This window comes from Pseudarthrobacter polychromogenes, from assembly GCF_014644495.1.
GTDB lineage: Bacteria > Actinomycetota > Actinomycetes > Actinomycetales > Micrococcaceae > Arthrobacter > Arthrobacter polychromogenes.
Genome location: NZ_BMKU01000004.1, coordinates 164,961 through 177,593, shown reverse-complemented (window position 1 = coordinate 177,593; position 12,633 = coordinate 164,961). Strand labels below are relative to the sequence as shown.

14 protein-coding genes and 1 tRNA gene are annotated in these 12,633 nt (G+C 67.1%); 5 read left to right on the top strand and 10 right to left on the bottom strand.

Annotated elements, in window-relative coordinates:
• Positions 1 to 30 precede the first annotated feature (30 nt).
• The gene (locus IEX43_RS08390; protein ID WP_188810067.1) at positions 31 to 732 is read right to left on the bottom strand and encodes an L-ribulose-5-phosphate 4-epimerase; all 702 of its coding nucleotides are present in this window, start codon (positions 730 to 732) and stop codon (positions 31 to 33) included.
• Positions 729 to 2,486, bottom strand: a complete 1,758-nt coding sequence (araB, locus tag IEX43_RS08385) for a ribulokinase (protein ID WP_188810065.1) — start codon at positions 2,484 to 2,486, stop codon at positions 729 to 731. The genes IEX43_RS08390 and araB overlap by 4 nt, the downstream gene beginning before the upstream one ends.
• A gap of 230 nt (positions 2,487 to 2,716) precedes the next feature.
• On the opposite strand from araB, the gene IEX43_RS08380 reads away from it, so the two are divergent.
• On the top strand, positions 2,717 to 3,244 hold the full coding sequence (locus IEX43_RS08380; protein ID WP_188810063.1) for a hypothetical protein: 528 nt from the start codon (positions 2,717 to 2,719) through the stop codon (positions 3,242 to 3,244).
• Here IEX43_RS08380 and IEX43_RS08375 read toward each other — a convergent pair.
• The 6 genes from IEX43_RS08375 to IEX43_RS08350 form a co-directional block, all read right to left on the bottom strand.
• On the bottom strand, positions 3,206 to 4,075 hold the full coding sequence (locus IEX43_RS08375; protein WP_188810061.1) for an anti-sigma factor: 870 nt from the start codon (positions 4,073 to 4,075) through the stop codon (positions 3,206 to 3,208). The genes IEX43_RS08380 and IEX43_RS08375 overlap by 39 nt on opposite strands.
• The gene (locus tag IEX43_RS08370; RefSeq protein WP_229666381.1) at positions 4,062 to 4,676 is read right to left on the bottom strand and encodes an RNA polymerase sigma factor; all 615 of its coding nucleotides are present in this window, start codon (positions 4,674 to 4,676) and stop codon (positions 4,062 to 4,064) included. The genes IEX43_RS08375 and IEX43_RS08370 overlap by 14 nt, the downstream gene beginning before the upstream one ends.
• 14 nt (positions 4,677 to 4,690) lie before the next feature.
• Positions 4,691 to 5,440, bottom strand: coding sequence for a class F sortase (locus IEX43_RS08365; RefSeq protein ID WP_229666366.1), 750 nt, complete (start codon positions 5,438 to 5,440; stop codon positions 4,691 to 4,693).
• Positions 5,441 to 5,539: 99 nt separating this feature from the next.
• Positions 5,540 to 6,373: a DUF4397 domain-containing protein gene (locus IEX43_RS08360; RefSeq protein ID WP_188810060.1), complete on the bottom strand. Its 834-nt coding sequence runs from the start codon at positions 6,371 to 6,373 to the stop codon at positions 5,540 to 5,542.
• A 155-nt stretch (positions 6,374 to 6,528) separates the two neighbouring features.
• Positions 6,529 to 7,554, bottom strand: coding sequence for a LacI family DNA-binding transcriptional regulator (locus IEX43_RS08355; RefSeq protein ID WP_188810058.1), 1,026 nt, complete (start codon positions 7,552 to 7,554; stop codon positions 6,529 to 6,531).
• 153 nt (positions 7,555 to 7,707) lie between these two features.
• A tRNA-Lys gene (locus IEX43_RS08350) sits at positions 7,708 to 7,780 on the bottom strand.
• 187 nt (positions 7,781 to 7,967) lie between these two features.
• On the opposite strand from IEX43_RS08350, the gene IEX43_RS08345 reads away from it, so the two are divergent.
• The 4 genes from IEX43_RS08345 (at position 7,968) to IEX43_RS08330 (ending at position 11,243) form a co-directional block, all read left to right on the top strand.
• Positions 7,968 to 8,627: a hypothetical protein gene (locus IEX43_RS08345; RefSeq protein ID WP_066273207.1), complete on the top strand. Its 660-nt coding sequence runs from the start codon at positions 7,968 to 7,970 to the stop codon at positions 8,625 to 8,627.
• A 356-nt stretch (positions 8,628 to 8,983) separates the two neighbouring features.
• On the top strand, positions 8,984 to 9,601 hold the full coding sequence (locus IEX43_RS08340) for a DUF47 domain-containing protein (RefSeq protein WP_188810057.1): 618 nt from the start codon (positions 8,984 to 8,986) through the stop codon (positions 9,599 to 9,601).
• Between the two features lies 1 nt (position 9,602).
• Positions 9,603 to 10,616, top strand: a complete 1,014-nt coding sequence (locus IEX43_RS08335) for an inorganic phosphate transporter (protein WP_188810054.1) — start codon at positions 9,603 to 9,605, stop codon at positions 10,614 to 10,616.
• Between the two features lie 219 nt (positions 10,617 to 10,835).
• Positions 10,836 to 11,243, top strand: coding sequence for a hypothetical protein (locus tag IEX43_RS08330; RefSeq protein ID WP_188810052.1), 408 nt, complete (start codon positions 10,836 to 10,838; stop codon positions 11,241 to 11,243).
• A gap of 22 nt (positions 11,244 to 11,265) precedes the next feature.
• On the opposite strand, the gene IEX43_RS08325 is transcribed toward IEX43_RS08330, so the two are convergent.
• Positions 11,266 to 11,691, bottom strand: a complete 426-nt coding sequence (locus tag IEX43_RS08325) for a hypothetical protein (RefSeq protein ID WP_188810050.1) — start codon at positions 11,689 to 11,691, stop codon at positions 11,266 to 11,268.
• 154 nt (positions 11,692 to 11,845) lie between these two features.
• Entirely contained in the window at positions 11,846 to 12,625 is a 780-nt protein-coding gene (gene pstB / locus IEX43_RS08320) for a phosphate ABC transporter ATP-binding protein PstB (protein WP_188810048.1), read from the bottom strand.
• Between the last annotated feature and the right edge of the window lie 8 nt (positions 12,626 to 12,633).

Sequence of the window (12,633 nt, the reverse complement as noted above, 5' to 3'; positions counted from 1 at the left end):
GCGAAAGTTCTGGGAAGGTGCTGCGGCCGACTACTGGCCGTAGACGTTCTGGTAGCGGGCGTAGAGGGAGTCGATGTGGCCCTGGTCGATGGCAAGGGGTTCGCCAAGCTGCCGGGCGATGTGGACGGTGCGTGCCACTTCCTCGCACATCACGGCTGCCTTCACCGCGGACTTTGCGTCCTTGCCGATGGTGAACGGCCCGTGGTTCTGCATCAGCACGGCCGGCGAATGGGAATTCTTGAGCGTCTCCACGATGCCGTGGCCTATCGAGTCGTCGCCGATCAGCGCAAACGGACCCACCGGGATGCTGCCGCCGAACTCGTCGCTCATCATGGTGAGCACGCACGGGATGGCTTCGCCGCGGGCGGCCCAGGCGGTGGCGTAGGTGGAGTGCGTGTGCACCACCCCGCCCACCTCGTGCATGTGCCGGTAGACGTAGGCATGCGCCGCCGTGTCCGACGACGGCGACAGCTCCGGGTTGCCCCACTCACCTGTTGCGTCGCCGTCCACGGGCACGCCGTAGAGATCGGTGACCACCATCTGTTCCGGCGTCAGGTCCTGGTAGGAGACGCCGGAGGGCTTGATGACCATGAGGTCGTGGCCGGGAACCCTGGCCGAGACGTTGCCGGCGGTCCACACCACCAGTTCGTAGCGTGTCAGCTCGGCGTGCAGGGCGCACACTTCTTCCCTGACGCGGGCGATGGTTTCCAGGATTACTGCTCCGGCGCTCACGCGGGCACCCCTGCCGTGGCGCGGACCGTGGATCCTGCCGTGGTTCCGGGAAGCACTGCTCCGGCAGCCCTGCGCTGAATGGCCTTGAGCCGGTGCATCACATCGTTGCTGCCGCGGCCGAAGTAGTCGTGGAGCGTCTTGTATTCCTGGAAGAGCTCCTCGTAGGCGGCCACGTTTTCCGGGATGGGGGTGTACACCTCGCCGGGTTCGGAACCCATGGCGGCAGCGGCCTCCCGGATGTCCGTGTACTTTCCGGCGGCGACGGCCGCGTGGATGGCCGAGCCGAGCGCCGGTCCCTGGGCAGAGCCGATGGTTGAGAGCTGCAGGCCCGTGGCGTCCGCGTAGATCTGCATCAGGAGCGGGTTCTTGAGCAGGCCGCCGGCCACGATGAACTCTTTTACGGGGACGCCGGAGCTGCGGAAGGCGTCCACGATGGTGCGGGTGCCGAAGGCCGTGGCTTCGAGCAGGGCGCGGTAGGTGTCCTCGGGACGGGTGGCCAGCGTCTGCCCCACCACGATCCCGGACAGCTCGTGGTCCACCAGCACGGAGCGGTTGCCCGAGTGCCAGTCCAGGGCGATGAGTCCGTGCTGGCCGATAGCCTGGCGGGATGCCAGGTCGGTGAGGTATTCGTGGATGCCCAGGCCGGCTTCCCCGGCGGCACGGTGATATTCGGGGGGCACGCCATACTTGGTGAACCAGCCGAAGATGTCGCCGACGCCGGACTGGCCGGCTTCATAACCCCAGAGCCCGTCCACGATCCCGCCGTCCACCACACCGCACATGCCGGGCACTTCGCGCAGCTCGGTGCCGTTCATGACGTGGCAGGTGGAGGTACCCATGATGGCCACCAGCTGGCCGGGATCGACTGCCTTTGCCGCCGGCGCGGTGACGTGGGCGTCCACGTTGCCCACAGCCACGGCGATGCCCTCCGGCAGTCCGGTCCAGGCGGCGGCCTCGGCGGTGAGGTACCCGGCGGCGTCACCGAGCCGGCCAATGGTGTGCTCGAGCTTGGCGCTGACGAAGTCCTTGAACTGCGGGTTCAGTGCAGCCAGGAAGTCCTGGGAGGGGTAACGGCCGTCCTGGTAAATGCCTTTGTACCCGGCCGTGCAGGCGTTGCGGACGTACCGGCCGCACAGCTGCCAGACAATCCAGTCGGCAGCCTCAACCCAGTGGTCCATCTCGGCGTAGGCCTCGGGGTCTTCCTCAAGCAGCTGCAGGCCCTTGGCGAACTCCCACTCGGAGGAAATGAGCCCTCCGTACCGCGGCAGCCAATTTTCGGCGCGTTCGGCTGCCAGCTGGTTGATCCGGTCGGCCTGCGGCTGCGCCGCGTGGTGGCGCCAGAGCTTGACGTACGCGTGGGGGCGGTTCCGGAAGCGGTCCAGCTCGCTCAGCGGGGTGCCGTCGGACGTGACCGGCACCATGGTGCAGGCGGTGAAGTCCGTGGCAATTCCGACGACGGCGGCCGAGTCGATCCCCGCCTCCGCCAGGGCGGCGGGAACCGCGTGGCGCAGGACGCCGCGGTAGTCGTTCGGCACCTGAAGGGCCCATTCCCCAGGGAGGCGGACGGCTTGGCCGTCGGCACCCCGGCCTGCCACATCTTCCGGCAGGACATCAGTCACCACGGCGTGCGGGTAGTCGTACACACCGCTGCCGAGCTCCTTGCCGTCGCGCACCCGCACCACCACGGCGCGGCCCGACAGTGTTCCATAATCCACGCCGATGACAAACGAGTCCGGAGCGTCCACTGCGTCCATAAGAAACTTCCTCCATAGCTGCCGCCACTTCGCGGCCTGCACTTAATTGTGAGCGCTAACAAGATGGAAGTCAACAGCCATGTCGGCGCCCGGACGGAGGCGGCGGGAATGATGGCAGCCAAGCTTCGGGCAGAGCCCGCCGGAGACTGGACAATTTGCAAACGACTGGGCCGCCGCCAACCTGGGTAAGGGCAAGAAGACTGGAAGAAGCTGCGACGGGAGGGGAAACCATGGAGGGCGTACGCGCAGCCGCGGACACGGAAACTCCCGCGCCAGGAGCCCAGCACCCCTTTCCCGTGTGGGTAGCCGGCCCCGTGTCCACGGGCCTGGGCCTGGCAGCCCATCTGGCCGCCGGCGGCCAGGCGCCAGCGATCCTCATCCTTATCGCTGTGGCCGCCCTGCTGGGCATGGCCGCTGCGATGGCCGGGCGGCGCCGCTTTCCCGGATGGGCCGTGCTGGTGGCGGCCGGCGTGGCGCAGCAGCTGCTCCACCTGGCCTTTGCCTCGTTTTCCACTGCCAGCGGCTTCGCCCTCCCGGACCACCACGGCGGGGCGCCTGTCCCGGAAACACCTAATGCCGGCGTGCCCACCGCGGAGGCTTCAGGCGCCGCCCACTCGCTGCACCTGATGCTGCACTTTCATGTTGCCGCGGCGCTGGCAGCCGCAGCTGTGACCACGCAATGGACCAGGGTGGTTTCCGTGATGCGGCGGAGACGCAGGTCAGGTGGCGAGCGTGCCCCTGGCGATGCTGACGCTTGAGTGGGCGGGGTTGCCGTCGACAGGTTCATCGGAGACATCCACAATCGGGTACTCCGAGATCTCCAGGCCGGCCGGCAACTGGAAAGTTCCGGAGTCGGAGTTCATGACCCCCAGGCTGACCAGGCGCGAGAGGTCGGGCGCGATCAGCCACACCTCCTGGTAGCCCTGCGCCTCGTCCTTGCTGAGCCGGACCTCCAACGCACGGGAGCCGTCCGCGGCTTCCACCACCCTTGCCGAACCGGCGGCGGAGTACTTGGGCAGCGGCGCCAGGTCGGCCTCGGCCAGCGGTCGGGGCGCCTGGTTGAGGGACCACACCGCTCCGGCAGTCACCAGGACCGCAGCTGCGGCAGCGGCCATCCACGGCCCTGGACGCTGCCACCATGCGGCGGACCGCCGCTTGGCCGGACGGGACGCCGCCCTGTCCTGCAGCGACACAGGCTCGGCGAGGCTTTCGCGTTCCGCGGCGGGTTCCGCCTGCCGCACATCCTGCCCGCCGCTCCTGGCATCCCCTGCGACGTCACCCGCAGCGGCTTCCCCCGGCGCCCATCCCGGCCGGACAGTGCCGTAGTGTTCCCTGATGCCGGCCAGGGGATCGTCGTGCACGGATTCGGAAAGCCCCAGCTCCCGGTGGATCCCGGCCCACACACCAGGGCCCGGCACTTCAAGACGGCCGGTTTCGGGCGGTGTTTTGACCGCCTCTACGGTGCGGCGCAGTGCCGCAAAGTCCGCCGCGCATTCAGGGCAAACCTGCAGGTGATCCCTGGTATTGCCGTCCTCCCAGTCCTTGTACAGCGCGAGGAGGCTTAACTCTTCCGGATCAGGATGCGGCATGGTTTACCTCCAATCTGTTTCTCAGGTGGGACAAGCTGCGGCGGATATGGCTTTTGACCGTACCAAGGGGCAGGCCGAGTTTTCTTGAAATCTGTTCGTGCGTCAGGTCATCGTAGAAGGCCAGCTTCATGATGGAACCCTGGGGCTCGCCGAGCCGGTCCAGCTCACCGTCCAGGAGAAGCCTGTCAGCCAGGAGCTCGGCGTCTTCATGGCCGGTACCCGCTTCGTCGGCCATGCCGGCCCCGGCCACAGCCACGGCTTTCCTGACTTCCCGTGCCGAGGCCGACAGGGTGTCCGAGATGACGTTCCGGGTGATGCCGACAATCCACGCCGGCAGCCGGGCCACCTGGGGATTGAACGTGCTCCGGGAGCGCCACACCCGGATGAAGACCTCCTGCGTGACGTCGTCGGCCGCGGAACGGTCCGGCAGGGAACGCAGCGCCAGGGTGTGGACCAGCGGGGCAAACTCCCGGTAAGCGGCCGCCAGGGCATGTTCATCGCCTGCCAGGAAGGACGGCGTCAGGCCGTCTTCCCACCCCGGCGGAGCCTGGTCGGGAGGTACCAAACGGGGCTCCTTCGCGGCGTCGGTGGCGACAATCATGGCAGGATCACCGCTCACTCCAGGACCGCGGTGACAATCACATTGTCGCTGTAGTCCATTCGTTCGTCCAGCCACTCGCCGCCGCACGTAATGACTTTAAGTTCGTGGGGTCCGGACCGCCGGAACACCGAGCTTCCGTCGAACCGGTCCTTGGCCATCAGCTCAACGCTCACCACGCGGTAATTCAAGGCGGGCGCGCCCTCGCGGCCCACCTGCACCAGCGTTCCCGCGGCCACGGACTTCAGTGCGGAGAACGGCGCATTGTCCGACTTCGTGTCGATATGCCCCGCGATCACGGAGGTGCCGGCCGCTGCACCCGGCGCGGGGCCGAAACGGTACCAGCCGGCCCGGTCGAACGCATCAGGAATTTCCATCGCTCCACCATCGGAGACCCCCACCGGCACCACCGGCATGTCGATGAGGGTGCCGGCAACAGCGAGGGAGACCGGGACCGGCGCCGCAACCACCGCAGCCGGGGTGGCGGCACGCACGGGAATGTCGGGGATTGCCGCCGGGCTGGTGGGCGCCGTTGCAGCTGCCGGCGCCGGGCTTTCCGGGGCCGGGCTTTCGGGTTGGGCGGGCTGCGCGGCAGCTGCCTGGCTGGCAGGGGGGGCTGGGGATGATGCCGGCAGGGAAGGGGCGGCCGCGCACGAGGAAAGCATCAGGGCCCCGGCAAGCAGGACTCCCGCGCCCGGGAAAACGGAGGACCGACGGCGGGACTCCCCTGCCGTCGTCGTACCTGTTTCCATGTGTCCGGCTTTCATTGTGCCCGGCCTTTCTTTCGGCAGGCCTTGGAAGGGACCTGCATCAGGGGTGGGAAAAGCGGCAGCCGCCCGGCACTCGCCGGGCGGCTGCCAGTGGTGCTACTCTGCCCGGCGGGCGGAAACGGTGCGGGCTACGCCCACGCCGCCGAGGAGCAGTGCCAGGGCTGCGGCGCCGAAGCCGACCATGAGGGCGGTGGAGTCCGCCGGAGCGGCAACGGTGGAGCCGTCAAGGGCACCCGGTACTGAACCCGGAGCGGAGTGCAGGCCCTCGATGGTCTGCACGGCGAGCTGCAGGTTCGAGTCCGCGAGGCTGCCCCAGGCGTACACGATGGTGTGCGTGCCTTCGGCGATCGTGACGTCGGCCGGGCCGATGACCGGGTCAGTGGTCCCGGTGGCGGCAACCGCTGCCGGAACGGTGCCGGGGTCCAGCGTCAGCGTCTGCTCGTTCGGGTTGGCGAGGTTGGTAATGACGGGGGTACCGCCTGCCAGGACATCGACGGCGGGAGCGGCAGCGGTGTGCCGGACGGTCAGCTTGCCCTTGCCTGCCTCGATCTGGGAGACGTCATTGGTGAAGAGGTTGGCAGTGGGGTTGCCGGCTGCATCGAGGTTGGCAACGGCGGTGTAGTTGCCGTTGGCGGCCAGTGTGACACTGACGGGGCCGATGACGGCCGCGGAAGCGTCGGCGGCATCCGAGGCGGTGATGGCGAGTTCGTAGGCTCCTGCCGGCAGTGCCAGCGGGCCGGCCAGGCTGCCGGGGGTGAAGTCATCGAGGGTCCGGTCACCGTTGACCCAGACGTCGACGGTCAGGCCGGGGACACCGTGGAGGACGGACAGCTGGGCGTCCCCCTCCGCAGCCTGGGCCGGGCCGGCGAGAGCGATGGCTGCTGCGATTGCCGCTGCACCGGCGCCTGCTGTGAAAATCCTGTTGCGCATGTCTATCTCCATTGATCGGCCCGCCTCGCGGGCATTTTTTGCTTACACCTCTACTACCGGCGCAGCATCGGAGTTGGATGCACTTGCATGGAAATTCTTTTAAACTTTTTTGCGCCGGACCCCGGGGCGGACACCGGCACCCGTCATGACCGCGGTTACGGGGCGGCCTCCACAGGCGGGGCAGTGCTGGCGCGGAGGACCAGTTCCGGCGTGACCACGGTGGAGCTCGCCGCGGCACCGGCCTCGATCTCCTTGAGCATGATGTCCATGCAGCGGCGGCCCAGTTCCTCGAAGTCCTGCCTCACCGTGGTGAGCGGCGGGGTGAAGTACCCCGATTCCGGCTGGTCATCAAAGCCCACCACGGAGACGTCGTCGGGCACCCTGACCCCCGCTTCGGCGAACGCGCGCAGCATGCCCAGGGCCATCTGGTCGTTCCCCACGAAGAGTGCCGTGGCACGGCGATCGGCGGCGAGCTTCCGGCCGGCGGCATACCCGCTGCCGGCACTCCAGTCGCCCTGCAGCAGGAGGTCGTCCTTAAGCCCGGCACCCAGGAGGGCCTCGCGCCAGCCCTCCGCACGCTCCGAACCGTCGATCCAGTCCGGGGGCCCTGCCAGGTGCCCGATCCGGCGGTGCCCCTGCCCGATAAGGTGTTCGACGGCGAGCCGGGCGCCGCCGCGCTGGTCCACCATGGCCCCGCTGACGTTGCTGTTGCCAAGGGACCCCACGGCCACCACGGGCACAGGCAGCCGCATCTCATCCAGGGCAAGCAGGGTGTCCGAGTGCGGCACCAGTACCGCAATCCCGTCCACGGCCTGGTCCATGAAGTGGCTCACGGCGTCGGCAATGGCATCCCGGCTGACCTCGCGCAGGGCGGCGATGCTGACGAAGTAGCCGGCGTTCCGCGCCGCCTGTTCCACGCCCAGGAGGGTGTTGGCCGGCCCGTACTGTGACAGTTCGCTGGCCAGGACACCGATGGTCTGCGAGCGCCTTGTCACCAGGCTCCGGGCAGCGGTGTTGCGCCGGTACCCCAGTTCGGCGATGGCCGCCTCAACCTTGGCGCGCGTCGCTGCGCTGACGTTAGGGTGGTTGTTGATCACCCGGGAGACGGTCTGGTGGGAGACGCCTGCCCGGTCCGCCACGTCTTCCAGGCGCGGCATCCGCCCCTTGCTGCTTTTTGCCATGTGCCCATTCTGCCCGCCGGTTGGCCCGGATACCCTGGTTGGCCTGGACACTGGAGATCCTGGCTTGTTTGCGGATGCGGGACAGGGAAAAGAAAACGTCCCCGGCGTCCTGTCGCCAGGATGCCGGGGACGTACCACTCTTCTCTCAAAGAGTGGGCCCTGTGGGGCTCGAACCCACGACCCACGGATTAAAAGTCCGATGCTCTACCAACTGAGCTAAAGGCCCCTGCCGGATGGGTTCGCAGCGTATGTGCGGGCCACCCGGCCCAATCCATTTCTGGACGTTAATACTCTAACCCATGGTTCCGGCGGGTTCGGACGGAGCTCCCGGTCAGCCGCCCGCCGCGGAATCCAGCGGCGGCGGGGAGGGCGGACGCTCGATTTCCCCCTTGGCACAGGAGTAGCGTGGGGGCATGAGTGAGCAAGCAGGATCCAGCCAGTACGGCGGCGCGAACCGGCACCATAAGCCAAAGCCCTTCGCTCCCATCGACTTCGAGCCCTTTGCCGGGGGCGCGGATCCCGCGCGCATCTCGGAGGCCGCCCACCTTGCCGCCCAGGCACTGGTCCGCCACGGCCGTGACAGCGACGATCCCGTGGTCACCGAGCGCCTGGTGAAACTTGCCGATGAGCAGGGGCTGGAAGCCATTGCGGAAATGTGGGCGGAGAGTCCGGCGCGTTCACTGCCCGGCGCCCTGTGGCGCCTGTACGCCCTGCGCGCGGCCACGGTCCAGGACCCGGAGCGCATCTCGGTGTACTTCCGGGCCGGCAAGGACACCGCGCAGGTATCCAACGTGGTGGCCGGGGCGGCCGAGCCGCCGGGCGCCGATGAGATGCGGAGCATGGCGGACGCCATCCTTTCCGGAGCGTTCGACGGCGAATTCGACGTTGCGCTGGAACGTTCCGCTGCGTTTTGCCGGGTTGTCGCGCTCGGCCAGGCAACCATCGCCGATGGTGCCGAGCATGGCAACGAGGCGCACGCCAGCAAACTCACGCGGAACTCGCACCAGCTGGTGAAGACCGCAGAGGACCTTGAGCACGCCGCGAATGCGTGGCGGCTGGGAGAACTCGACTGAACCAGGCGGCTGCCCCGCCCTTGCCCCATCTGTCAAGATTGACTTGCGCCAGCCAAAGTAGAAAACTGAAACCGGTGCCGAGCCGCGAAACCCCCGGGCTTCAACAATTAGCCGCCTAGAGCGGCCTACCGCCGAGAGGCGTATCCGGTTCGGCACCATTTTCATGCCCGGCGCCCGGCCCGGTTCCCCCTCCCGCACCTCCCAGGCCGGTTCCCGGCACATTTTTCCGAGGCCTCGCAGTGCTGTTTACAGGTGCCCAGCCGCGGGCCGGTAGAGTTGGGCTCAGTTGCCCGCCGGGGTCAAGTCACACGGCAGCAACCTCCCGCCCTGTACTTTTCCCGGAGACCGGTAAACACGTGAAGCTGCGCCTTTTTCCCCAGGAGCCCGCCGGGCTGAACCTCCTTTCGCAGCTGGCCCAGCAGATCGTGCTGGCCAGCGCCACCCTGGCGGAAATCCTTGGTGTCCCCGCCGCCGAGCACGGCAAGCTCGTGGAGGACATGCACAACCACGAGGCCAAGTCCGCTGAACTGCACTTCGCCCTCCTGACGCACATGCGCACCAGTTTCGTGAACCCCCTCCCCCGCGAGGACATGTATGCGCTCTCCCGGTACCTCAACGAGGCAATGGAAAAGATGGACGCGGCCGCCGAACTGGTGGCCCTGTACAAGCTGGAGCGGCTGCCCAAACGTGCGGCCGACCAGCTGGAGATCATCAGCCGGCAGGCCGAACTGACAGTGGATGCCATGCGCCGGCTCAACAACCTGGACGATCTCGAGGACTACTGGATCGAAATCCTCCGCCTTGCCCAGCGCGCCGAGAGGACGCACCGGGTGTGGGTGGCAGACATGATCAAGGACATGAAGTGGGCCCAGTACTCCCGTAACCGGGACATCGCCAACCAGCTGGTGGAAGTCACCAAGGACATGCGGCGTATCGCCACCCAGGTGGGCAGCATCATCGTCAAGGAATCCTGAGGTGACTCCGGTCATCTTCGGATTCGTGGTCCTGCTGGCCGCGGCGTTTACGTTCCTCAATGGCTTCCGTGATGCTTCCACCTCCGTGGCGCTTGCGGTGCGGACCCGGGCACTCACCCCCAGCGTGGCGGTGCTGCTGGCGGCCTTCTTCAACTTTGTGGGCGCCCTGCTCAGCGCAGGCCTGGCCGTGGCCGTCAGCCAGGCCTGGATCAGCCTTCCACCGGGCAACGGGGGCCTGAGCATCCTGGTGGCCGGCCTGGCGAGCGCCTGCGCGTGGGGAATCCTGTTGTGGTGGCGGGGCATTCCTGCCTCCTCCACGCACGCCCTGGTGGGCGGCCTGGCCGGGGCGGGACTGGCCAGCCTGGCGGTGGGCGGCACCGGCGTCGGTGGTGTGGACCAGTCCCTGCTGTTCCAGGTGGTGCTGCCGCTGGTACTCTCCCCGCTCGTTGCCTACAGCGGCGCCTTCATGCTGGTGTATCCGGCCACGTGGGCGGCGCGCCACACACAGCCCAACGTGGTCAACCACCGCTTCCGCCGGAGCCAGGCCATCGCTGCCGGGGCCGTCGCTTTCGGGCATGGCCTGCAGGACGGGCAGAGGGTGAGCGCAGTGCTGCTGCTGGCCCTGCTGGCGGCAGGGTATGCCGACCCCGGCACCATACCCCTGTGGGTGGTACTGCTGTCCGCCGTCATGATGGCTGCCGGGACCTTGTTCGGCGGCTGGCGGATCTCGCACACCATCGCGTACAAGATCACCCGGATCGATCCCCTGCGGGGCTCGGTGGCCCAGATCTTCAGCGCGGTGATGCTCTTCGTGGGCGCCATCGGGCTCCACTGGCCGCTGTCCACCACGCACACGGTGACCGCGGCGGTCCTGGGCGCAGGCGAGAACCAGCATTTCTCCGTGACGAACCGGAAGCTGGTGATCCGGATCGTGGGGCTCTGGTTGCTGACCCCGCTGGCCACGGCCGCACTGGCGTTTGTGCTGGCGCTGGCGATGACCCCGTTCGCACGCTAGGTCCACGGGACCGGCCCCGGGTTACGGGTTCACTACGGTTGCCTCCACTTCCTTGTACAGCCGAAGTCCCGTGACGTAGATTCGAAAGTGGGTCCCCAGCAATTCCGAAGCCACAACAGCAGTAGGGGACAAACATCCGCCGCCGGGTGCACGGCCGCGGACAACGCCGCTGCAGCATATCGGCGGCCAGGACGCACACTGTGGAAAAGAGCAGGCATAGTGTCTACTTCGAATCCCCGGCACTCCCCACCCCAGCCACGCCAGCTGCGCTGCGAAACCTGCGGTACGGAGCACCAGCTGACCATCCATGCAATCAGGGCGATGGGGGCAGCCAACGGGGACCTGGTCACCGTCTCATACACCTGCAACGACTGCGGGCTGTTCAGCGAGCACCTCGCCTACGCGGGGGATGTTGCCGCGGCCCTCCACCAGGTCCGCTGGATGGCCAAGGTCATCATGTTCGGCGATGACTACATCCACTGTGGATTCCCGCTGAAGGAGGCGGGGCTGGAAATCGAAAGGCTTTGCTACCGGAGCAGCAACAACGGCGGCAGCCTGAACATGGTCTGCCTGCCAACGCGGGTCCTGCGGTGCCGGTGCGGCTTCCAGCTGGAAGTCCCGGAGTAGCAGCACGCCTCCGCAGCATGACCTACGTGACTGCGGGAAACACAGGAGGGCTGTCCAGCAGGGCTGTTGCCAGCTCCTCCGGCGTCATGTTCGCCGCCTGGAGCAGCGCACCCTGGTCCACCCCGTGGCTCGCCGCCTGCCGGATGGCCTGCCTGAGCGACTCGTGGGCGACGTCGAGCTCCCACTGGACGGTTTCCAGGTACGAGCTGGTGCGCCATACCGCGGAAACGTAGTCCTCACCGGCCGCAACGGCGGATCCGGCGAGAGACGCAGGAGCTGCGGCCAGCCCGGCGTCGCCGGAAGAAACCGGAGCCCCCGTGCCCTCGAGAGACACAGGGGCAGCGGTGTACAGATGCTCAAGGGGATCGTTCTTCTGGACGGCATCCGCGGTCCCGGGCCTGGAAACTCCAAGCTGGCGGCCTCTGCGGCCGGTTGCCATCTGCGTCAAGGGAAAACTCCTAAGCATGCTATTTACTAGTTTCCAAAGTATCTAGTTCAGCGTACTAAATGCTTGGGCTTCTGGCCAGCAGCCTTTTTCGAACCTTGAATCTGCACCGCAGCGGGCCCGTGCCCCTCCCCGAGGGCCACCTGCATCTGTGGCTTTACCCGAACCGGCCGGAGACGTAGTCCTCAGTGGCCTTCTGGACGGGGTTGCTGAAGATGGTCTGGGTGTCCCCCACCTCAATGAGCTTGCCGGGCTTGCCGGTGCCTGCGATGTTGAAGAAGGCGGTGCGGTCCGAAACCCGGGCTGCCTGCTGCATGTTGTGGGTGACGATCACCACGGTGTACTGGTCCTTGAGCTCATTGATGAGGTCTTCAATGGCCAGCGTGGAGATGGGGTCCAGGGCAGAACACGGCTCATCCATGAGGATCACCTGCGGTTCCACGGCGATGGCCCGGGCAATGCAAAGCCGCTGCTGCTGGCCGCCGGAGAGGCCGGAGCCGGGCTTCTCCAGGCGGTCCTTGACCTCGTTCCACAGGTTGGCACCCTTCAGGGAGCGTTCCACCAGGACATCGGCCTCACCCTTGGAGATCTTCTTGTTGTTCAGCTTCACGCCCGCCAGCACGTTGTCGCGGATGGACATGGTGGGGAACGGGTTGGGCCGCTGGAACACCATGCCGATCTGCGAGCGGACGGTGACGGGGTCCACGCCAGGGCCGTAGAGGTTGTCCCCGTCCAGCATGACCTCGCCTTCCACACGGGCACCGGGGAGGACCTCATGCATGCGGTTCAGTGTCCGCAGGAACGTGGACTTACCGCAGCCCGAGGGGCCGATGAAAGCAGTAACGGACTTGGCCTCGATGTTGATGGTGACGTCCTCCACGGCAAGGAAATCGCCGTAGTAGACATTCAGGTCCTTGACGTCGATGCGCTTAGACATGGTGTTCC